The sequence below is a fragment of the Streptomyces sp. NPDC058525 genome, from assembly GCF_042719495.1.
Classification (GTDB): Bacteria; Actinomycetota; Actinomycetes; order Streptomycetales; family Streptomycetaceae; genus Streptomyces.
The window spans coordinates 1-21,390 of the sequence record NZ_JBHXNP010000105.1; the positions used below are offsets into that span (position 1 = coordinate 1).

14 protein-coding genes and 1 pseudogene are annotated in these 21,390 nt (G+C 74.2%); 6 read left to right on the plus strand and 9 right to left on the minus strand.

The annotated features are described in order from the left end of the window. Window positions 1-120: 120 nt before the first annotated feature. The 8 genes and pseudogenes from ACFWP3_RS34410 to ACFWP3_RS34445 all read right to left on the minus strand — a co-directional run bounded on the left by ACFWP3_RS34410 (window position 121) and on the right by ACFWP3_RS34445 (window position 12,145). On the minus strand, window positions 121-453 hold the full coding sequence (locus tag ACFWP3_RS34410; RefSeq protein WP_384229039.1) for a hypothetical protein: 333 nt from the start codon (window positions 451-453) through the stop codon (window positions 121-123). Window positions 454-571: 118 nt separating this feature from the next. Continuing rightward, complete coding sequence (locus ACFWP3_RS34415) at window positions 572-1,990, minus strand: DUF6177 family protein (protein ID WP_384229041.1); 1,419 nt, start codon at window positions 1,988-1,990, stop codon at window positions 572-574. A 96-nt stretch (window positions 1,991-2,086) separates the two neighbouring features. Next, complete coding sequence (gene eccCa, locus ACFWP3_RS34420; RefSeq protein ID WP_384229044.1) at window positions 2,087-6,061, minus strand: type VII secretion protein EccCa; 3,975 nt, start codon at window positions 6,059-6,061, stop codon at window positions 2,087-2,089. 2 nt (window positions 6,062-6,063) lie between these two features. Next, the gene (locus ACFWP3_RS34425) at window positions 6,064-7,491 is read right to left on the minus strand and encodes a MinD/ParA family protein (RefSeq protein ID WP_384229046.1); all 1,428 of its coding nucleotides are present in this window, start codon (window positions 7,489-7,491) and stop codon (window positions 6,064-6,066) included. Window positions 7,492-7,511: 20 nt separating this feature from the next. Beyond that, window positions 7,512-8,867, minus strand: coding sequence for a type VII secretion integral membrane protein EccD (gene eccD, locus ACFWP3_RS34430; RefSeq protein ID WP_384229049.1), 1,356 nt, complete (start codon window positions 8,865-8,867; stop codon window positions 7,512-7,514). A gap of 238 nt (window positions 8,868-9,105) precedes the next feature. Continuing rightward, a pseudogene (locus tag ACFWP3_RS34435) lies at window positions 9,106-9,414 on the minus strand (hypothetical protein); the annotation flags it as partial. 192 nt (window positions 9,415-9,606) lie between these two features. After that, window positions 9,607-10,464: a hypothetical protein gene (locus ACFWP3_RS34440; protein ID WP_384229051.1), complete on the minus strand. Its 858-nt coding sequence runs from the start codon at window positions 10,462-10,464 to the stop codon at window positions 9,607-9,609. 55 nt (window positions 10,465-10,519) lie between these two features. After that, window positions 10,520-12,145 carry a PQQ-binding-like beta-propeller repeat protein gene (locus tag ACFWP3_RS34445; protein ID WP_384229054.1) on the minus strand — a complete coding sequence of 542 codons (1,626 nt, stop codon included), beginning with the start codon at window positions 12,143-12,145 and terminating at the stop codon, window positions 10,520-10,522. 153 nt (window positions 12,146-12,298) lie between these two features. On the opposite strand from ACFWP3_RS34445, the gene ACFWP3_RS34450 reads away from it, so the two are divergent. The 4 genes from ACFWP3_RS34450 (at window position 12,299) to ACFWP3_RS34465 (ending at window position 16,054) form a co-directional block, all read left to right on the plus strand. Further along, on the plus strand, window positions 12,299-13,516 hold the full coding sequence (locus tag ACFWP3_RS34450) for a serine hydrolase domain-containing protein (RefSeq protein ID WP_384229057.1): 1,218 nt from the start codon (window positions 12,299-12,301) through the stop codon (window positions 13,514-13,516). A gap of 118 nt (window positions 13,517-13,634) precedes the next feature. Next, on the plus strand, window positions 13,635-14,117 hold the full coding sequence (locus ACFWP3_RS34455) for a GNAT family N-acetyltransferase (RefSeq protein ID WP_384229059.1): 483 nt from the start codon (window positions 13,635-13,637) through the stop codon (window positions 14,115-14,117). A gap of 57 nt (window positions 14,118-14,174) precedes the next feature. Further along, window positions 14,175-14,693, plus strand: a complete 519-nt coding sequence (locus ACFWP3_RS34460; RefSeq protein WP_384229062.1) for a SigE family RNA polymerase sigma factor — start codon at window positions 14,175-14,177, stop codon at window positions 14,691-14,693. Between the two features lie 65 nt (window positions 14,694-14,758). Then, on the plus strand, window positions 14,759-16,054 hold the full coding sequence (locus ACFWP3_RS34465; protein ID WP_384229064.1) for a hypothetical protein: 1,296 nt from the start codon (window positions 14,759-14,761) through the stop codon (window positions 16,052-16,054). A gap of 79 nt (window positions 16,055-16,133) precedes the next feature. On the opposite strand, the gene ACFWP3_RS34470 is transcribed toward ACFWP3_RS34465, so the two are convergent. Continuing rightward, complete coding sequence (locus tag ACFWP3_RS34470; protein ID WP_384229067.1) at window positions 16,134-17,804, minus strand: bifunctional 3'-5' exonuclease/DNA polymerase; 1,671 nt, start codon at window positions 17,802-17,804, stop codon at window positions 16,134-16,136. Window positions 17,805-17,917: 113 nt separating this feature from the next. On the opposite strand from ACFWP3_RS34470, the gene ACFWP3_RS34475 reads away from it, so the two are divergent. Next, a complete protein-coding gene (locus ACFWP3_RS34475) occupies window positions 17,918-19,105 on the plus strand; it encodes a DUF2786 domain-containing protein (protein ID WP_384229069.1) in 1,188 nt (395 codons plus the stop codon). A gap of 160 nt (window positions 19,106-19,265) precedes the next feature. Then, window positions 19,266-21,311, plus strand: a complete 2,046-nt coding sequence (locus tag ACFWP3_RS34480) for an FUSC family protein (RefSeq protein ID WP_384229071.1) — start codon at window positions 19,266-19,268, stop codon at window positions 21,309-21,311. Window positions 21,312-21,390 lie beyond the last annotated feature (79 nt).

Below are 21,390 nucleotides of genomic sequence, written 5' to 3' on the forward strand. Positions count from 1 at the left end.
CGAGGCACCCACGTCATACGCACGACGATCCGTCCCACCAGCCACCACAACCACACTCCCCGCGAAGAACAACCATCAGAATCAGAAGAAGAAGAAGAACGGACAGGCAGGCAGGCAGCCCTAGCGGCCCCGGAAACGAGCCCCGTCGAAGTTCGCCGCTCCCTGCTGCTGACGCGCGTTCTCACCCTGCTCCGTGTCACCCGACCCGAACGCCTGCTCCATCCCCGACTGACCGCCCAGGATCGCCGCCAGCGAAGCGTTCAGCTCCTTCGCGATGTCATCGGCACGCAGCTTGAACGAATCGAACGCCGCCTTGCCCTGACCCTGGAACTTGCCCTCCAACGGCTGCGCCGCCGCCACCAGCTGCTTGATCAGCGAACCCAGATCCGTATTCGAGTTCCGCGACCCCGACATCAGATTCGTCAGAACCTGCGTCCCCATGTCGAACTTCATCCCACACCCCCGTACATCCGAACGACCGTAAACATGTCCAGTGTTATTGAGCCACATCGCTCCTGCAACCAGCAACGAGCTGGTTGTGACGCACCCATGACAAACCCGCCAGAGGTCTTCACGAGCCCTTCAGATGGCCCATCAGCCGCTCGAAGACGGCCCACCCCGACAGGTCCGACGGGTCCCCCGGCAGCGGGTAGTAGTACGCCGGGCGGGTCTTGGGTCCCAGCCGCACGGGCTGTTCGGCCAGCGGGGTGCGGCGGGCGCGGTCGTCGGGCATCGCCCGGACCTCCTCCGAGCCCAGGACGAAGGCCAGCGGTACGCCCGGCCCCTCGAAGCGCGGCGGCACCAGCAGGTCGCGGCGCGCTTTGCGGAGCTGTACGAGCATCGACTGGAGGTGGTGGCGGGTGGCGAGGGCCTCCGCGGTGCGGGGCAGGGCGTCCAGCGGGGGCTCCTCGCCCGCTCCGTAGCCGAGCGCCAGCGTCACGGTCTCCTCGACGCCCGCCTTCGTACGGCTGATCCGCACGGTGGCGAGGCCGGGCCGCTCGGGGCTGCCGACGACCACGAACCAGGTCGGCTCGGGGGCCCGGGCGAACGCCACGTCGGTGAGCCGGCCCGGGGACCAGGGCAGGTTGGCCGGTTCGGCCGTGCCCCAGCCCGCCGGGGGCTCGCCGGTCAGCTCGCGCCACACCGTCTCCAGGGAGCCGCCGAGGACGAGGCGGTCGTCCGCGGGGTGGATGGTGCGGTAGGTGAGGGCGAGCTGTCGCTCGGCCGTCTCCGCGACCTCCTGGTACGAGGCGGCGACGGGCGTCCGCGGGTCGTCCTCGGTGGCGTCCTCGGACACCACGGTGGCGAACATGCCCTCCTGCCAGCGCAGCACGGCGCCCGAGAGCCCGTCGTAGTAGCCCTCGCGCTCGTCCTGTACGACCCACCGCGAGGGCCATTCCGGCATGTTGGCCAACATCGCCGGGGACAGCACGGTGCCGGGCGGGGTGACGATCTGGAGGCCCCGCTCGGCGGCCGCGGCGGCCCGGAAGGCGTCGGAGAGCCAGGCCGTCATGGCGACGACCGGGCGGTCCATGATGACCACGGCCACGTTGGGGGTCAGCACGTCGACGGCGGGCTGCGCCGCGGCGGGCGTGGGCGCCACGCTGACCCCGTCGGTCCGCACCACGCCCAGCGAGCGCGCCGCCTCCGGCGGCCAGGCGGTGCCCCCCGCGAGGGTGGTCAGGCGGGCCGCGAAGGTGCCCGCGAGGCGCTCGGCGTCGGGGACGCCGGTGGTGGCGCGGGCCTCCGTCCACCAGAACGGAACGCGCGGCGGGGTGGCTCCGAGCAGCCGTTCGGCCTCCCCCTCGACCTGGACCAGCAGCGGCGCCTCGACCGAGACCAGCGGCCGTCCCTGCTCGTCGCAGAGCTGGACGACCGCCCCCTCGCCCGTGGTGTCCACCAGCTTGTCCGGGCCTCCGGAGAGGAGGCCGGCGAGCACCGCCCACGGTTCGGGCATCTTCGGGGTGAGGGCTATGACGTCCTTGGTCATGGGGTCGTACGGTCCTTCGCAGTCCGGTTTCAGGCAGGTGGCGGGCGGGCGGGCGGGGGCGGGGAGGGGAGGGGCGGGGCGGGGCGGGACAGAGGGCTATTCGGGCGTGAACACGGTCTGGATCAGGCGGTTGGACTGGCCCCTGCGGATCAGCACACCGCGGCCGGCGGGCTGCTGGGAGGCGTACACCCCCGGGAACAGCTGGCCCTCGCTGCGGTCGCCCGCCATGACGACCGCCGAGGCCCCCGATTCGCGCAGGCCCTGCACCAGCGGCTCGTACATGCCGCGCGAGGCGCCCGCGACGCGGCGCGTCAGGACGAAGTGCAGGCCGATGTCGACCGCCGAGGGGATGTACGGAACGAACGGCGCGAGCGGCGACTGCCCCGCGGTGGTGAGCACGTCGTAGTCGTCGACGAGGACCACGATCCGCGGTCCGCCGCCCCAGCTGCCCGGCTCCAGGTCCTCCAGCGGGGCGCTGTCGTCGGGCAGCCGCCGTTCCAGCTCGGTGGCGATGCCCGCGGCCAGCCCGGCGCACATCTTGGCGTTGTAGGCGTAGCCGCCGTTGAACTCCTCAGGGACGGCGCCGCGCAGGCTGCGCCGCGGGTCCATGACGGCGAAGACCAGCTCGTCCTCGCCGTAGCGCTCGATGAGGCCGCCGGCGATCGTCTTCAGCAGGTTCGTCTTGCCGCATTCGCTGTCGCCCATGACCAGCAGGTGCTGGTCGTGCCGGAACAGGTCCAGCAGTACGGGCGCCAGCGCGCTCTGGTCGAGGCCGATCGGGACCCGCTTCGGTTCGGCGACCGGGCCCGGCAGCAGGTGCGGCTCCAGCAGGTGCGGCAGCACCCGTACCGGCTGGGCGGCCTCGCCGCTCCAGGTGGCGCGGATCGTACGGGCGGTGCGCTCCAGCACCGCGCCCAGCTCGCCCGTCTCGCGCAGGCCGTCCGTACGGGGCAGTGCCACCTGCGCGAAGAGCTTGCCGTCGGTGAGGACGCGGCCGGGCTCGTCGGGCGAGAGGGTCTCGGCGAGCTTGCGCTCGATGCTGGACTCGCTGGGGTCGTTGAGGCGCAGCTCCACGCGGGTGCCGAAGTTCGACTGGGTGGCGATGCGCACGTCGTTCCAGCGGAGCATGCCGGCGACGACGTGGATGCCGTAGCCGCCGCCGCGCTTGAGGATGTCGACGACGGCGTCGTCCAGCTCCTCGAAGTCGTCGCGCAGCGCGCCGAACCCGTCGATGACCAGGACGATCTCGGCGGAGGCCAGCTGGGGCAGCCGGCCGGCCGCGTGCAGGGTGCGCAGCTGCTCCACGGAGTCGATGTTGTGCTCGCGGAACACGTCCTCGCGCAGGGCGAGCATCGTGCGCACCTCTTCGACGGTACGGGCCGCGCGCTCGCGGTCGGCGCGTCCCGCGATCCCGCCGACGTGCGGCAGGCCCGACAGGGCCTGGAGGCCGCCGCCGACCAGGTCGAGGCCGTAGACGCCGACCTCCTGCGGGGTGTGGGTCAGCGCGAGCGAGAGGACCAGGGTGCGCAGCAGGGTGGTCTTGCCGGACTGCGGGCCGCCGATGACGGCCGCGTGGCCGCCCGCGACGGTCAGGTCGAGGTACCACTCGCCCTGCCACTGCCTGGTCGGGTCGTCGAGCAGGCCGAGCGGGACCGACAGCCGCCCGCGGCGCTTGGCGAGCTGCATGCCGCGCGCGCCCACGTCGAGGGGGCCGGCGACCGCGTCCAGGGAGATCGCCTCGGGCAGCGGGGGCAGCCAGATGCGGCGCACCGGTCCGGCGGCGCCCCGCAGCTGGTCGACGATGACGCCCATCTCGGTGGGCCCGGTCTCGCGGCGGCGGGCGGAGGGCTCCGGGGCGCCGGTGCTCTCCGGCTTGGACAGGGTGTTGAAGGCTTCGTACTCCAGGGCGAGGGGGCCGGTGTCCTCGTCTTCGGCGCGCTGTACGGGGCCCCGGTAGGCGCCGGAGACGTAGCTGGCCTTGAACCGCTCGTAGTGGCTGGTGTCGACCTTGAGGTAGCCGAAGCCGGGCAGCGGAGGCAGGTGGAAGGCGTCGGTGGTGTCCAGGACCGTGCGGGACTCGTCGGCGGAGAAGGTGCGCAGGCCCAGCCGGTAGGAGAGGTACGTGTCCAGGCCCTTGAGCTTGCCGCCCTCGATGCGCTGGCTGGACAGCAGCAGGTGCACGCCGATGGAGCGCCCGATGCGGCCGATGGACAGGAACAGGTCGATGAAGTCGGGCTTGGCGGTGAGCAGTTCACCGAACTCGTCGATGACGACGAACAGGTGCGGCAGCGGGTCCAGGTCGGGCCGGCGTTCGGCGCGCAGCGCGGCGTAGTCGCCGATGTCGGCGACGTTGCCGGCGTCCTTGAGGACCTGCTGGCGGCGCTTGACCTCGCCGGCGAGCGAGGCGTGGACGCGTTCGACGAGGCCGGCCTGGTTCTCCAGGTTGGTGATGACTCCGGCGACGTGCGGCAGGTCCGCGAACGGTGCGAAGGTGGCGCCGCCCTTGTAGTCGACGAGGACCAGGGCGAGGTCCTCCGGCGGGTGGGTGGCCACCAGGGCGAGGACGAGGGTGCGCAGCAGTTCGGACTTGCCGGAACCGGTGGCGCCGACGCACAGGCCGTGCGGGCCCATGCCCAGTTCGGAGGATTCCTTCAGGTCCAGCAGGACGGGCTCGCGGGAGTCGCTGATACCGATGGGCACGCGCAGGAAGGCGCGTTCGCCGCGCGGGGCCCACAGGCTGGGCAGGTCGAGGCGGGCCACGTCGTCGATGCCGAGCAGGTCGGCGAAGTCGACCGGGCCGGACAGCGGGGCGTCGATGAGGGATTCGGCGGACAGGCGCAGCGGGGCGAGCATGCGGGCGAGGCCCTCGGCGAAGGGGATGCCGACCTCGTCGACGGTGCCGTGGGCGCTGATGGACTCGTCCTGGCGGAGGTCCTCGATGAGGATCCGGTCGTCTTCGACGGTGATCCGTACGCCGACGTGTCCCGGCTCCTGGACCCGCTGTTCGAGCAGGTGGAGGACGGTGACGCCCATCTCGCGCAGGCCGACCGCGTCATCGGGGCGGGGCAGTTCGACGGCGTCCTCACCGTGTCCGTCGGTCACGACGAGCAGCCGGGAGGTCATGGCCAGGGCGTCCTTGCCGGACAGTCCGCGGCGCACCTCGGCGGCGTAGGAGGCGCGGCGGCGCAGCTCGGGGCCGACCTGCCGGGCGAGCTGGGCCGGGGAGGGGGCGATGCGGCGGGCGGCGACGGGGCCGTCGAGCTGCTCGGTGTCCAGGAGGTGCGGCATCCACTTGGCCCACTCCCAGTCGTCGAGCCGGTCGCCGGGGACGGCGAGCGCGATCGCGACGTCGTCGGGGGCGTGCAGGGCGGCCGTCTGGACCAGCAGGGCGCGGGCGACGCGCAGGCAGTCCTCGCGGGGGCCGATGACGCTGATGTTGCCGACGCGGTCGAGGGGGACGGTGAGGGGGAGTTCGGTGCCGTTGCGGAAGCGGGTCGTCAGCGCCGACGCCTCGTTGAGCATGAACTGGTCGGGCGGGGTCAGGACGGTCGATCCCTGCTGGCCGATCTGCAGGTCGCGTACGGGCATCTCGCCGGTGCCGACGCGCACGCGCAGGAAGTCGCCGTCGACGCGGCGGCGCTCCCACAGCCGGGCCGGGTCGCGGACGATGTCGTACAGGGCGTGCGGCGGCGGGTTGAGCACGTCGGCGTGCTCGCCGCGTTCGCGCTCCTCGCCGGCGAGTTCCTCGCGCAGGTCCTCCAGGTAGGCGAGGTAGGCCTCGCGCTGGGTGCGGCGGGTGCGCTGGGCCTTGCCGCGCTGCGAGAAGACGAGGGTGAGGGAGCCGATGATGGTGACGACGAGGATCAGCGCGCCGAGCGCGGCGAACTGGCTGTTGCGCACGACCGTCATCATCACGACGGACGACATGACCCCGGCCACGGGCAGCAGCGACATCGCGATGTTGCCGGCCTTCCCCTCGGGGAGGTTGGGCGGGGCCTCGATGGTGCGTGCGGCGGGGGCGGCCGGGGGCCGGATGGTCCGCGCCGGGCGGTGGATCAGTCGGGTACTCATCGTCAGTGGCGCTTCTGGGAGAGCTGGAAGACGTCCGCGGCGAGCCGGGCGGCGGTCTGCCTGGTCGAGTGGGCGAGCAGTTCGGTACGGATCCGGCCGCCGTCGGCCAGGTGGCGGTCGTACGGCAGGACGTGGACGCTCGGCCCGGCGGCCTGGATGGTGCGGGCGGCCTCGGCGAGGTCGATGCCGGAGTGCGGCGCCTGCTCGGTGAGCACGACGACCGTGCTCGCCATGACGTGCGGGGGCAGGCCCTGCATCCACTGGAGGACCGCGTACGTGCTGGTGACGCCGTCCAGGGTGGCGGGCGCCGCCAGGACGCGGGCCTGGGAGGCGGAGAGCGCGACGCGGGCCACCTCGGCGGGCAGGGTCTCGCAGTCGACGACGGTCACGCCGAAGTAGCGGCGCAGCGCGACCATGGCCCGCTCGTAGGCCCGGGTGTCGAGCATCGCGCCGATCTGGCCCTGGCTGCCGGGCAGCAGCCAGGCGTTGTCGCGGAGCTGTACGAGATAGCCGGTGACGTCGAGCAGCGACATCTGGGGTTCGACGATGTCCGCGACGTCGCCGGTGGTCCAGCGCAGGGTCTCGGCGCCGAGGCGGATCGGCAGCGAGCCCAGGGCGGGGTCGGCCTCGACGAAGAGGACGGGGTCCTGCCGGTAGTGCGCGTATGTGGTGCCGAGCAGGGCGGCGACCGTGGACTTGCCGGCGCCGCCGCGGATGGAGGTGACGGCGATCTGCCGGCCGGTGGTCACGGGCTGCTGGAGCAGCTCGGCGGCGCGGGTGGCCTCGGCCACTTCGCGGGCGGCGGAGGAGGAAACGGTTCTGCGTACGGCGCGCAGGGCGCGGGCCGCGAAGGGCTCACCGCGCCTGGGCTTGCGGCCCGCACCGGCGAGGTTCCGGTCCACGGCGGGCCGGGACTCGGGGGCCGGGGCCCCCTGCCGGTGTCCCGCGGAGGCGTACGCGGGCTGCGGCGGGGCCTGCGGCGCCGGGTGGCCCTGGGGCGCGGAGTGGGGCGCGGAGTGGGGTGCGCCGGGGGGCTGGGCCGCCGGCGCTCCGGCCGGGCCCTGCGGCGGGTATCCGTACGCGGGGTCCGGGGCGCCGGGGGCGGGGGCCTGCGGGGCGGGACCGGGCGCCGGATACTGCGGGCCGCCGGGGCCCGGCGCCGGGTGCTGCGCGCCGCCCTGACCCGGGTGCTGCGCGCCGCCCTGACCCGGGTGCTGCGCGCCGCCCTGACCCGGGTGCTGCGCGCCGCCCTGACCCGGGTGCAGCGGGCCGCCCTGACCCGGGTGCTGCGCGCCGCCCTGACCCGGGTGCTGCGGGCCGCCCGCGCCCGGCGTCGGCTGCTGGGGGCCGCCGGGGCCCTGTGCGGGAGGCTGCGCTCCGCCCCTGAGGTCGCGCAGGACGTCGCCCTGCCAGTTGTCTCCGTGTCGCATGTCTGCGCCTGCCCTCTTCCTCAGAACTTGTTGAGCAGCTGCCCGTACACGCCGAACACCCCGACGGCGAGCGGGAAGAGCCCCACCATGCCCACCGATTCGACGAGGTCGGCCGTGCGCCGCAGCCGGACCTGCACGTGCTCGGGCGGCTGCACCGCGAGGACGAGCAGGGGCAGCAGCCCCGCCAGACCCAGGACGGCGAGCGGTCCGGCGCCCCCGCCGTGCTCGGTCCACAGCATCACGAGGCGTACGACGAGCAGCACCGCGGCGGCGATCAGCGCCACGACCTCGGCGACCAGCGGGAAGGCCCGCGCCCTCGACAGGAGCACCACGGCGACGAGCGCGGGCAGTGCCACCGTCCACACGGACGGCTCGTCGGCCAGCGTCAGCAGCCAGCCGGCGGCCGCCGCCGAGATCGCGGTGGCGATCGTCGCGAGGGCCAGCCCGCGGTGCGTGGCGGCGAGCGCGTTGCCCACCTCGTGGCGGCTGACGGAGGCCCCGCCCGAGCGGCGGTCGTCGAGCGCGGTGAGCCCCGAGGCCATCAGGGCGAGCCGCGGCAGCAGGCCGAGCAGCACCACGGAGACGAGGGCCATGACCGCGCCGAGCCGGGCCGGGTCGCCCTGGAGGGCGGCGACGGCCTCCCACAGGGCGGTGATCACCGCGGTGGCCACGGCGCCGAAGAGCCCGCCGCGGCCGAGCGGCGAGAAGTAGCCGAGCAGCAGCAGGGTCAGGACGAGCGCGCCCGCGACGGCGGCGAGCCGTGCGCTGCCCGACCAGTGGTAGGCGTCCGCGGCGGTCCACGCGGTGAGCAGGCCCAGCCCGCCGGAGGCGAGCAGGAGAGCCGTGGCCAGGCCGCGGTTGCCCTGCCCGATCCGGGAGACGAGGGCGCCGGCCGCCATCAGGACGAGCGTGACGGCGGTCAGCGCGCCGGCCAGCGATTCGAGTCCGAACTCGCGGCGGGCGAGCAGTGCGGCGGTCACCGTGAGGGCGACGGTCGCCACGCCCGCGCTGCCCCGCCGGGCGGCGGGACGCCAGCGCCAGGCCTGCAGGTCGAGGTCGTCGGACACCAGGTCGGTGACGTCGTGGACCACGGGGGCGGGCGGCGCGGAGTGGCTCCTGACGAGCCGCAGGACGGCGCCGTCGGCTATCCCGGCCGACGCGAGCGTGCTCTCGTGCGGCAGCGCGGAGCCGTCCGACGTGATCAGCTGACGGGTCAGCGGGCGGGTCGCGGCCCGGTCGTCGAGCAGCTGCAATATGTCCGGCAGCAGCTGCCCGATCGGAGTGTCGGAGGGCAGGACCACATCGGCCCGGCGCCGCTCGCCGACCAGGGTCACCCGGCTCAGTTGTGCCCGGGAAGTCGTTGCTGTGCTCACCACTTACGGGAACCTATCATCGCGGGATTGCGACCTTTCGGGCCAAGGGGGACAAGGCGCTGCTGCCGGACTGTGAACTCTCCCGGATCCGCACGAGCCTCTGCTTCTTCCTCTACGACTACGGCCGTGCCGGCCCCTACGACTGCGTCGGCTTGGGCGACTTGGCCGGGGCCGAGGGTGTGGGCTGCGTCGTCTTCGGAGGCTTCGACGGCTTCGCCGACTTCGACGGGGACGGGGCCGCCGGCGCGCCGGCCGGTCCGGACGGCTGCGCGGCCGACGGCTGTCCCAGCGGCTGCACCTGGCCCTGCTGTTGCTGTTGCTGCTTCTGCTGCTGCTCGGCCTTCTGCTTCGCGAGCGTGTGCTGGATGAAGGACCAGCCGACGCAGCCCGCGCACAGGACGGCCGCGATGGCGATGCCCGCGAAGAGCTTCCCGAGCCGCTCGTCCGCAGTGCGCCGTGCACGCTGCGCGCCGAACAGCAGGGCGTCCCTCATCCTGCGGCGGCGTACCGCCACCGATTCCAGAAGCTGGCTGTCGTAGTCCCGTGCCATCCGTCGTCCGTTGCCTCAGTCTCGGCTCGTCGAGCGCCAACCACCGCTCCGGGGCGCGGCCGCTGCGCGTGCGCCATACGAAGTCCCCCGTGTTTTGCCCCTGCAACATAGAGCATGCATCCGAATCCGGCACATCGGGACCGGGGAGCGAGCGGTCGAGGGCGAACGGTCGAGGGCGAACGGCCGCGGCGGTCAGGGAGCGACGGGCTCGGGCTCCTTGGGATCGCCGGCGAGGCGGACGGTGCTCATGATGCGCATGATCAGGTCGTCGCGGACGGCGCCGGGCACGCCCGTGCGGCCGTGGAAGTCCCACGCGACGAAGCCGCCCTTGGAGTTCTGGAAGCCGAAGACCACCGCCTGACCGTCGCCGGCGCAGCGGTTGGGCTGCGGGGCGCCCGCGGAGCGGGCCTTGACGTACGTGCCCTTGACGCCGGCCTTCGTGCGGTACTCCACCGGCTTGTCCCAGGTCACGAGGGATTTGTCGGGCTGGGTGTGGGCGGCGTAGACCCAGGTCGGCGCGCTCTTCTCGGCGACCTCGGCGGTGTCCTTGGCCCCTTCGGCGCCCTTGGTCCCGGAGGAGGCGAGCTTCACGTCGTCGATCCGGCCGTCGCCGCTCGCGTCGATGCTGCACCACTGGGACTTGTAGAAGGCGGGCGCCGTGTGCCCGATGAGGACCTTGTCGGGGTCCTTGCGGTCGGTGTAGCCGCTGAAGACGGTGGGCGCGGCGACCTCCCAGTCCGGCGGGACGTCGAAGGCGGTGCCGTGCTGGGGGTTGACCACGGTCTTCCAGCCCGCGATGAGCGGCTTCGTCGGGTCGGCCGGCGCGGCACCGCCCTCGTCGCCGTTCCGGACGTACACGATGGCGGTGACGGCGGCCGCGACCGCCACCACGGTCAGCACGCAGATGCCGACGACGGTCCGCTGCCGTACCTGACGCGGCCGCGGCTGCGGCACCGGCTGTGGCTGCTGTGGTGGCGGCTGCGGCGGCCGGTACTGCGGCGGCGGCCATTCCGGCGGGCCGAAGCCGTCCTGCTGGTACGGGTTCTGCACGTGTCCCCCTATTTTGCCCGTTTGCCCGTTTGCCCGTGTGCCTGTGCCCGTTCGGCTACTTGCCGAAGGAGAGGATCGCGCGGCTCGCGGCCTTGGGCTCCGGGCTGACCACCCTGCCGTTGAGCAGGAACAGCCGTCCCCCCGCCCAGGCGATGCGGACCCCGTGGTCGTAGAAGACGCCCTCGGCCCCCGCGGCCACCGCCGGGCTCTGCAGGAGCGGCTGGGCCGAGCCGTCGGCCGGGGAGAGGGAGACGACCGAACCGGACGCGCCGCTGCCGGGCGCCACGTAGACGACGACCCTGCCGTCCTCGACGGCGAGCGGCCACATGGTGCGGCCCTTGGGCTGCTCGGCCGTGCTCCACTTCTCCTTGCCGGTGTTCAGGTCGACGGCGACGACCTTGAGGGTGTCCTCGATGCCGAGCTCCTTGCCGGGCTTGCCCGCGCCGATGTAGAGCGTGTCGGCGTCGGCCACGGCGGCGTAGCACTCCTGGAAGCCGGTCGAGTTGCCCCAGCCGTTGCACCGGCCGGTGACCCCGAAGGCGGCCTCGCTCTGCGAGCGGACCTTGCCGTCGGGCGTGAACGCCGTGATGTTCCAGGTCTTCTTTTCCTTGTTGTACGCCGTGACCACCAGCGGGTCCACGGACAGCACCCGGCCCATGTTCCAGCCCTTGTCGTACGTGTGGCTCCACTTGGAGCCGCCGGTGGCCGGATCCAGCTCCTCGACCATCGCCTGCGAGTCCGAGGTCGGCCCCTTCGGCGGGAAGCAGTAGCGGAGGCTGATCAGTTTGGAGCCCCCGGCGAAGGCGTTGGGGGTGCAGCCGTTGGTGTTCGACGTACCGAAGAGCTTCCTGCCGTCGGTGACCGAGAAGCCGCTCATGACCGCCGACCTGGCGACGGCCACGGTGTCGCCGGCGATGGCCAGCTCGTATTCCAGCGCCGTGTCGTAGCGGGTCTCCTGCGGTACCGGGACCTTCCAGCCCGCCGTGCCCGTGGTGAGGTCGATCTGCTGGAGCTGGTTGCAGTGCGAGGTCGTCGAGTCGGTCTCCTTCACGGCCACGACGAGCTTGCCGGTGGCGGAGGGGGCGCGCGGGACTCCGCACAGCGGGGTCTGGAGGGGGAGCTTCCACTTCTCCTGGCCGTCGGCCACCGCATAGCCGGTGACCTCCTTGTACATCGCCTTGACCACGACGTCGCCCACCCGCCACGGGCCGAACTGCACGGCCCCCGACCCGGCGAGCTCGGTCTGGTTGTCCCGCAGCCACACCCGGGACTCGCCGGGCTGGATGCCGGCATTGGGGTCGTAGGTGTCGGGGCCGACACCGGGGCCCTTGCCGTCGCCCTGGTCGACGGAGGGGGAACCGGTGGGCTTGGCCGGATCCCCGGCGGCCTCGGGGTCCTTGCCCCGGTCGCCGCCGAACGTGAGGTACGCTCCGCCGCCGATGACGAGCAGGATGCAGACCAGCGCCGTCAGGACGACCGCGGTCCGGCCCCGGAACGGGCCGCGCGGACCGGTGGGACCGGTGGGACCGAAGGGGCCGGTGGGACCGAAGGGACCGGCAGGGCCGGCCGGAGGGGCCGGACGGACCGGGCCGCCAGGGGCGGAAGGACCGGCACCGGTGCCGCTGGGCCGCGGCTCGAACGGTTCGGGTGGCGGCCCGAAGCCGGCCGGTGTCTGGTTCATGGCACGAGTGTGGCCGGTACGGAGGCCTTTCTAGAATAGATTTTTAGACTACTTCGGCCGGTTCCGGCCAGGCCGCCCCGGTCGCCCGGGACAGGGCGCCGGGCTACGTTGGGAAGGGTGGGGGGCTTCGCTTCGCGTGGCGGGAGGCCGGCCATGGTGACACGGTGGCGCAGTGCGGCGGTGGGAGCGGCCGCGGTGGTGCTCGTGGTGGCGCCCCTGGGCGCGGGAGCCGGATACGCGGGAGACGCGGCGGCGCCTTCCCCGGCCCGGGCGGTGGCGGCGGCGCCCGCCGTCGAGGACTTCCCGGTGCTGACCCCGGCCGTGGCCGCGCGGCTGGACGCGGCCGTCAAGAAGGCCATGGCCGACGCGAACGTGCCCGGGGTGATGGTGGCCCTGTCGGCGCCGGGCAAGGGCGAGTACGTACGGGCCTTCGGCATCTCGGACAAGGCGACGGACGCGCCGATGGCCACCGACCTGTACATGCGGATCGGCAGCGTGACCAAGACGTTCACCGTGACCGCCCTGCTCCAGCTGGTCGACGAGGGCAGGGCCGCGCTCGACGACCCGATCGGCCAGTACGTGGACGGGGTCCCGAACGGCGACCGGATCACCCTGCGCGAGCTGGCCGGCATGCGGAGCGGGCTGTTCAACTACTCCGCGGACGAAGACTTCTACAAGGCCCTGACCAGCGACCCCCAGCGGGTGTTCACCCCGCAGGAGCTGCTCGGGTACGCCTTCAAGCACCCCGTGCTCTTCGAGCCGGGCGCGGACTTCCTCTACTGCAACACCAATCTGATCCTGCTCGGGCTGGTCGTGGAGAAGGTGACCGGGCAGAAGCTCGAGGACTACGTCAACCGCGAGGTCGTCGCGGCGGCCGGGCTGAAGCACACGCTGTTCCCGACCGGCGCGGAGTTCCCCAGTCCGCACGCCCACGGCTACACGGACCAGACGGCCTCCGGGAAGACCGAGGACGCCACGAACTGGAACCCCTCCTGGGGCTGGGCGGCCGGGGCGATGATCTCCGACCTCGCCGACATGCGGAGTTGGGCCAAGACCCTGGCCACCGGCACCCTGCTGACCCCCGCCACCCAGGCCGAGCGGCTGAAGGTGGACCCGGCGCTCCCGGGCGCGGGCTACGGCCTGGGCATCTTCAACGTCGAGGGCTGGATCGGGCACAACGGCTCCCTGCCCGGCTACGGGACGCTGGTGGTGTACCTGCCGCAGGCGGGGGCCACGATGGTGGTGCTGCTCAACACGGACATCGCCCACCAGGGCTCCGAGCCCAGCACGCTGTTCGGCGAGGCGATCACGAAGGTCGTCACCCCCGAGCACGTGTTCTCGCTGCCCGCCCAGTCCGTCACCGGCCACTGACCGGCCACCGACCGGCCACTGACCGGCCGCTGACCGCGCGCTCCTCGGCCTGCCCCCGCGTCCCGTCCTGCCCGCACAATGGTCCCGGCGCGCGGCAGTCCGATCCAGGGAGAGACGTATGACAGGCACGAACGGCCAGGCAGCACGGGCGGGCGTCGCGGTGCGCACCGCGGGCGAGGGGGACCTGGAGGTGGCGGCGGAGCTGTTCCGCGGCTACCTGGAGTTCTACGAGGTCGACGTGAAGGACGCGGAGCGACCGCAGGCCTTCCTGGCGGAGCGCCTCGCGAAGGACGAGTCGACCGTCCTGCTCGCCGACGTCCCCGGCGCCGGGACGGTGGGGTTCGCCCAGGTCTACCGGACCTTCTCGTCGCTCTCCATGCGGCCCGTCTGGATCCTGGGCGACCTGTACGTCGCCCCCTCCGGCCGCCGCACCGGCGCGGGCCGGGCCCTGCTGCGCGAGGTGCTGCGCCGGGCGCGCGAGGCCGGGGTGTGCGGGGTGCAGCTGGAGACGGCGTACGACAACACGGTCGCGCAGGGGCTGTACGAGGCGGAGGGCTTCGTCCGCGAGGGCTTCCACGTCTACTTCCACGAACTGGGCTGAAACATTGTCCGCACCCCCGTCGCGTCATGGGGGTGAGACGGGCGGGAGGGGGAGTGGATGGGGCAGGGGCGCAGGGACGGGTTCCGGGAGTTCGCGGCAGGACGGTCCGGTCATCTGTACCGGTCGGCCTGTCTGCTGACGAGCGGGGACACCCATCTCGCGGAGGACCTGGTGCAGGAGACCCTGGGGCGGATGTACCTGCTCTGGGGGCGGATCTCGCGCATCGACAATCCGCCGGCGTACGCGCAGACGGTGCTGGTGCGGGCCTTCCTGACGCACCAGCGCCGCCGGTCGGCAGGTGAGCGCCCGGTCGGGGAGTTCCCCGAACCGGGCGCGGCGCCGGCCGGCGGCGGCGCCGATCCGGCGCTGCGGCTGACGCTGCTGGAGGCGCTGGGGCGGCTGGCGCCGAAGGACCGGGCGGTGCTGGTGCTGCGGTTCTGGGAGGACCGCAGCGTCGAGGAGACCGCCGATGCGATGAACTCCAGCTCGGCGGCGGTCCGTACCCGGACCACGCGGGCGCTCGCCCGGCTGCGCGACCAACTGGGCGGCAGCCTCACCGAGTTCGCCGATCTCTGAGCGCGCGCGGCCGGTCCGTCTCGTGGCCCCACCCCCTCCTTCAAAACCGGAAGGTCTGGTTCCTCATGTCCCTCGAAGATGAACTCGGTGAAGCCCTCCGGCGTGCGGGCGCCGGCTTCACGGCCGACCGGGACGCCCTCGTGGACGCCGGCGAACGGCGCGGCCGGCGCCTGGTGGCACGCCGCCGGGCCGTCGTGGCCGGCGGCTTGGTGCTGGCCCTGGCCGTGATCGGGACGGCCGGCGCCTACACCGGCGGCCTGTTGGGCGGTTCGGGGAGCGGCGGCGCCCGCCCGGGGCTCATCGCCGGGCCGCCGGCGTCGTCGGGCGGCGGTCCGGGGGCGGACGGGGCACCCGCGCTGCCCGGGGGCGGCACCGGCGCGGTCACCGGCGAACAGCTGCTGGCCGTGTTCCGGGACCTGCTGCCCGGCGGGACGCTGACCGGCACCACGACGCGCGGCACCGAGGAGCCGCCGTACGTGTCCGGGGTGTACGACGACGGCAACGGCAAGGCGGTCATCGGCCTGGCCCTCTCCCGGGTGGACCCGCACGGGAGCACCGCGCGCGACCTGACCCGGTGCGGGGACAAGAACGTCGAGGAGTACGACGACTGCACGATCGAGCAGCTCGCCGACGGGTCCAGGCTGCTGCTCCGGCAGGGCTACGAGTACCCGGACCGGCGGGAGGCCACCAAGCTCTGGCGGGCCGTGCTCGTGACGCCGCGGGGCCACCTGGTCGAGGCGTCCGAATGGAACGCCCCGGCCGAGAAGGGCGCGCCGGTCAGCCGGCCCGACCCGCCGCTGACCACGGCCCAGTTGAAGGCCCTGGTCACCTCGGACAAGTGGCACCCGGCGCTGAACGACCTGCCGGCGGCCCGGCGGGAGGTGCCCGCCGGGCCGGACTCCGGCCGCGGTGCGGACCCCGCGGCCCCGCTGCGGGAACGGCGGGTCGAGGCGGCGCTGAAGAGCCTGCTGACCCCGTACGGCATCGCGATCCTCTCCCAGGGCGGCCAGGAGGGCCACGGCTACGCCGTGCTCGACGACGGCCAGGGCAAGTCCCTGGTGCAGCTCAGCGTCCAGTGGACCGACAACACGGCCGCCTTCACCGCCCTGTTCTCGGGCGCCGGGGTCACCACGCTGCCCGACGGCACCCGGGTGAGGATCACGCAGGGCCCCGCCGAGAAGGGCAAGGGGGTGGTCGAATGGTCCGTGGACACCCTGCGCGAGGACGGGCTGCGCGTGCGCGTCTCCGGCTTCAACACCGCCAACCAGTCCGGCACGGCCACCCGGGCGGCGCCCGTGCTGTCCCTGGCCCAGCTCCAGGAGATCGCGCTCGCGCCGGGGTGGGTCCGGCCCGGCGACTAGGCCGTTGCTGCCGTTGCTGCCGTTGCTGCCGTTGCTGCCGTCGCAGCCGTCTCCGCCGCCTCCCGCCGCCGCCAGGCGCCTACTTCGCGTCGGCGTAGCACTCCACGACCGCCGTGGTGAACGGGAACCGGACCGGGGTGTCGCCGAAGGCGATCCGGCCCGCCCGGTCACCGGCGGCGCGGATCGCCTCGGCGACGGCCGCCGCCTCCTCGGCCGGGCAGTGCACGATCACCTCGTCGTGCTGGAAGAACACCAGCTCGGCCCGCATCCCGGCCAGGGTCTGCCGCAGGGCCGCGAGCAGCAGCAGGGCCCAGTCGGCGGCGCTGCCCTGCACCACGAAGTTGCGGGTGAACCGGCCGCGGGCCCGGGTGTTGGTCGAGGCGTAGCTCGGGGTCCAGGAGTCCTCCCGGTCCTGGGGGATCCCGGCCTCGCCCTCCTCGGGGACCTCGGCGGGCGGCGGGCAGGTGCGGCCGAGCCAGGTCCGTACGAGCCGGCCCTCCTCCCCGGCCCGGGCCGCGTCGTCCACGTACGCCACGGCCCGCGGGAAGCGGCGGCGCAGGGCGGCCAGGTTCTTGAGGCCGTCCCCGGAGGTCTGCCCGTAGACGGCGCCCAGCACGGCGATCTTGGCCTTGTCGCGGTCGCCGGAGAAGCCCTGGCGGGAGACGGCGGTGTAGAGGTCCTCCGGCCGGCCGGCCACCTCCATGAAGGCGGGGTCGCGGGAGATCGCCGCGAGCACCCGGGGCTCCATCTGGTCGGCGTCGGCCACCACCAGCCGCCAGCCCGGATCGGCGACGACGGCCCGGCGGATCACCTTGGGGATCTGCAGGGCCCCGCCGCCGTTGGTCACCCAGCGGCCGGTGAGGGTGCCGCCGGGGATGAACTCCGGGCGGAAACGGCCGTCGCGCACCCAGTCCGCGAGCCAGCTCCAGCCGTGGGCGGTGTAGATCCGGTACAGCTTCTTGTACTCGAGGAGCGGCTCGACGGCGGGATGGTCCAGCTCCTGGATCGTCCAGCGGCGGGTGGACGTGAGCCTGATCCCGGCCTCGGCGAAGGCCTTGACGACGTCGGCGGGCAGGTCCGGGCGCACGCGCCGGCCGAAGGCGGCGGAGATCGTGTCGGCCAGCTCGGCGAGGCGCCGGGGCTCCCCGCCGCCCGCGTACCGCTCGCCGAGCAGCTCGGTCAGCAGGGCGCGGTGGACGTCGGCCCGCCAGGGCAGGCCCGCGCGGTTCATCTCGGTGGCGATGAGGAAGGCCGCGGACTCGGCGGCGGTGAGCAGCCGCATGCGGTCGGGGTGGGCGGTGGCGTCGAGCCGTTTCGCCTGGTCGGCGTGGACGGCGAGCAGGGCGTCGAGGGTGACGTGGGTGGCCGGCCGCGGGTCGAAGAGGGAGTCCTGGGCGCCGGGGTCGGCGGCGCGCGGCCGCGGGTCGGGCGGTACGGGGGCGTTACTGAGGCGGGCCCAGGCGGCGGCCGCCGAACGGGGCTCGCCGAAGCGGCCCTCGTGGCCGAGGAGCAGCAGCTCGGCCACCTCGACGTCGTGGCACCGCTCGACGCGGGCGCCGGCGGCGAGCAGGCGGGGGTACACGGCCGCGGTGGACCGCCAGACCCAGCGGGTGGCGGGGGGCGCGGCCCGGATGGCGTCCGCCGGGTCGCGCACGGTGATCCGGGGGCCGGCGGCCGGGGGCACGGGCGTGGCGTGCCATCGCCCGTCGGCGTCCTCGGCCAGGGCCCAGCGGCCGGCGTTCTCGCTCACGAGTGCGAGTGTCCCACCGGGGTCTGACAGTCCCGCGCGCCGCGCCTGGGGGCTCCGCGCCCGGACTCCCCGCCGGGAAGGGGTGCGAAGGGGGACATGCCAAGCTGGGAGGTGTGAGAGACCTTGCCGAAACCGTCGACCGAGCCTTCGCCGCCGCCCTCTACGCCCAGGACGACACCGGGCTGGACACCGGGGCGTCCCTGCTGGCCGCCGAGACCGAGCGGTGGGCCGGGGTCGGCCGGGAACTGCTGGGGCGCGGGGAGGCGTACGCGCGGCAGGGGTGGGAGCGGGGCTGGCAGCCGGCCGACGTGCTCCGGCTGGTCCGCCGGGACCTGGAGGAGCGTCACCTGCGGATCGCCGGGGACGTGATCGCCGCCGAGGCCCGCCGCTACGCCCGGCTCCCGGAGCGCTGGACCGACGCCGAGGTGTGGTGGGGCGAGGACGGCTCGTACGCGGAGCGGCTCGCGCAGCGGGAGCGGACGGACCGGTTCACGCTGGCCACCGCCGTTCTGGAGGTGTTCCGGCTGCTGATCCGGCTGCCGTCGATCGAGCCGGTGGGCCCGCTGCCCGGCGACCCGGTGGACGCGCTCGCCGAGCACGCGCACATCGAGCCGCGCATGCTCGGCCGGATCCGCGCGCTGCTCGCGAAGGCCGAGGCGACCACCTACCCGGAGGAGGCGGAGGCGCTCAGCGCCAAGGCCCAGGAGCTGATGGCCCGGCACACCGTGGACGAGGCGCTGCTCGCCGCCGGCGGCAAGGGCCCGGCCCAGGTGCCCGGGGCCTGCCGGATCGGCGTGGAGCCGCCGTACGAGGAGGCCAAGGCGGTGCTGCTCGACGCGGTGGCCACCGCCAACCGCTGCCGGGCGGTGTGGAACAGCGGGTTCGAGTTCTCCACGGTGGTGGGCTTCGAGAGCGACCTGGAGGCGGTGGAGCTGCTGTACACCTCGCTGCTGGTGCAGGGCACGGCGGCGATGACCCGCGCGGAGGCGGCGCAGCGCGCGGGCGGGCGCAAGCGGACGAAGACCTTCCGGCAGTCCTTCCTGCTCGCGTACGCCAGTCGGCTGGGGCGCCGGCTCGCGGAGACGGCGGAGCACGCGGAGCACGCGGTGAGCGGGACGGCCGACCGCCTGCCGGCGCTGGTCGCGCGGGACGTGGCGGTCACGTCGAGGGCGGAGGAGATGTTCCCGCGGACGACGACGACGCGGTTGCGGGGCGCGAGCGATCACGCGGGGTGGGAGGACGGGACGGCGGCGGCGGATGCCGCCCACGTCGGCGGCCGCCGCACACCGCTACCGCGGTAGCCGGGGCCGCACGAGTACGCCGCTACCGCGGCAGCTGGGGCTCCGCCCCAGACCCCGCGCCTCAAACGCCGGCGGGGCTGGGTTTGTCCCCTGACGGCGGGGCCGCACCCCGGACGGGTTGAATCAGGGCGCGCCGGGGCAAAACGGTACGCTCGGCGCCATGAGTTGGCTTCGGGCACTGAAGGACACCGCCCGGGTCGGCATGACGGTCGAGCGGACCCGCCTGGAGCCGCTCGTCGCGCTCCGCGCCACCGCCGGCCTCGCCATCGTCGTCGCCGCCGGCCTTGCCCTGCTCGGACCCGGCTCGGCGGCCAGTTCCGCCTTCGGCGCCTTCATGGCGGCCATCGCCACCTTCCAGAAGAGCTGGCGCCCGCGCCCCGTCCTCGCCCTCGCCGCCGGACTGACCCTGGCCGTCTCCACCTTCGTCGGCTACCTCGTCGGGTCCTCGCACATCGGGCTCTTCCTCGCCCTGCTCGCCGTCTGGACCTTCCTCGCGGGCCTGATGTGGGCGGCCGGCCCCACCGCCGGGATCATCGCCTCCGGCAACGTCGCGATCATGCTCGTCACCGTCACCCTGCCCACCTCCGTGCCGCAGGCCGCCGGCCACGCCGCGATGATCGCCGCCGGCGGGGTCGTCCAGGCGCTGCTGATCGTGCTGTTCCCGGTCCGCCGCTGGGGCGCCCAGCGCGACGCCCTCGCCGACGCGCTCGCCGCCGAGGCCGACTACGCGCGGCGCCTGCGCCAGGACCCCCTCGCGCCCTTCGACCCGCAGCCCCTGATGAGGGCCCGGGACGCCGCCACCGTGACCGTGCGCCAGGCCCGCCGGCGCCCCGCCGAGCTGCACGGCGCGCGCGGGCTCGCCGAGCGCGTCCGGCCCGTGCTGGCCTCGCTCGCCGACCCGGCGGTCGGGGCCCCCGCCGAGGGCCCGGGCCGGGACGTGGTGCGCGAACTGCTCGCCGCCGCCGCGGCGGTGCTGGACGCCGCCGCGCGGGCGATCCGGCACGGGCGTCCGGTACGCCTCCCCGCGCCGGCCCTGGCGGTCCTGAAGTCCCCCGACACGCCTGACCTCCTGTCCGGCGCGCCGCTGCGGGCCGCGCGCCGGCTCGCGGCCCTGCTGGACGACGTACTGGAGACGGCCGAGCCCGGATCGGGGCGCACCGCCGATCCCGGCGAGTCGATGCTCCGGCCCACCCTCCTGGGGCTGGTGCCGGTGGTCCTGCGGGCCGTGCGCGCCGAACTGCGCCCGGGCTCCCCGATCCTGCGGCACGCTCTGCGCGTGACCGCGGTGGCCTGCGCGGGCCTGGTGATCGGCCGCGCGCTGCCGTTCGGGCACGCCTACTGGGCGCCGATGGCCTCCGTGATGGTCATGCGGCCGGACTTCACGCAGACCTACTCGCGCGCCGTGGCCCGGTTCGGCGGGACGCTGGTGGGCGTGGCCGTCGCCACCGGCATCGTGCAGCTCGCCCATCCCGGCATGTACCTGTCCGGCCTCCTCGCCGTGGTGAGCGCGGGCCTGATGTACGTCCTGATGCGCACCGGGTACGCCGTCTCGCAGGTCTTCGTCTCCGCCTACGTGGTCTTCCTGCTCGGCATGGGCGGGGTCCGCTGGGACCAGACCGTGCCCGACCGGGTCGCCCTCACCCTGGTCGGCGGACTGCTCGCGATGATCGGCTACGCCCTCTACCCGGCCTGGGAGACCCCGCGGCTGCGGACCCGCCTCGCGGACTGGATCGCCGCCGCCGGGCGGTACGCGGCCGCCGTGCTCGGCCAGTACGCCGATCCGGCCGGGGCACGGCGGGCCGACGTACGGGAGGCCCTGCTGGCCGCCCGCGACGCCCGGGTCGCCTGGCAGGAGGCCCTGGACCGGGCCGCGGGGGAGCCGGTGCGCCACCGCGGCCTGTCCCGCGCGGCCGCCGACGGCGCGGGGGACGCCGTGGCCGCGCTGGGCCGCGGCGCGATGCTCCTGGAGGCCCACCTGCCCGACCGGGCGCACGAGCCGGTGCCCGGTGCGGCCGCCCTGGCGCGGGCGGTGCGGACCGCGACCGAGGCGGGCGCGAAGGCGGTACGGGAGCGCCGGGTCCCGGCATGGGACGAGGTCAGGGCGGTGCTGGCGGACGGGGACGGGCCCGGTCCGGGGCTGCTGCGGGAGGCCGGCGAGCAGCTCCTGGACTCGCTGGACGAGGTGTCGCAGGCCCTGCGCCCCTGAGCGCGTTCCCCGGCCGGACCGCTCTGTGATCAGGGAAGCACCGCGCGTGCACGTGCATCTGCCCATGCATGCGCTTATG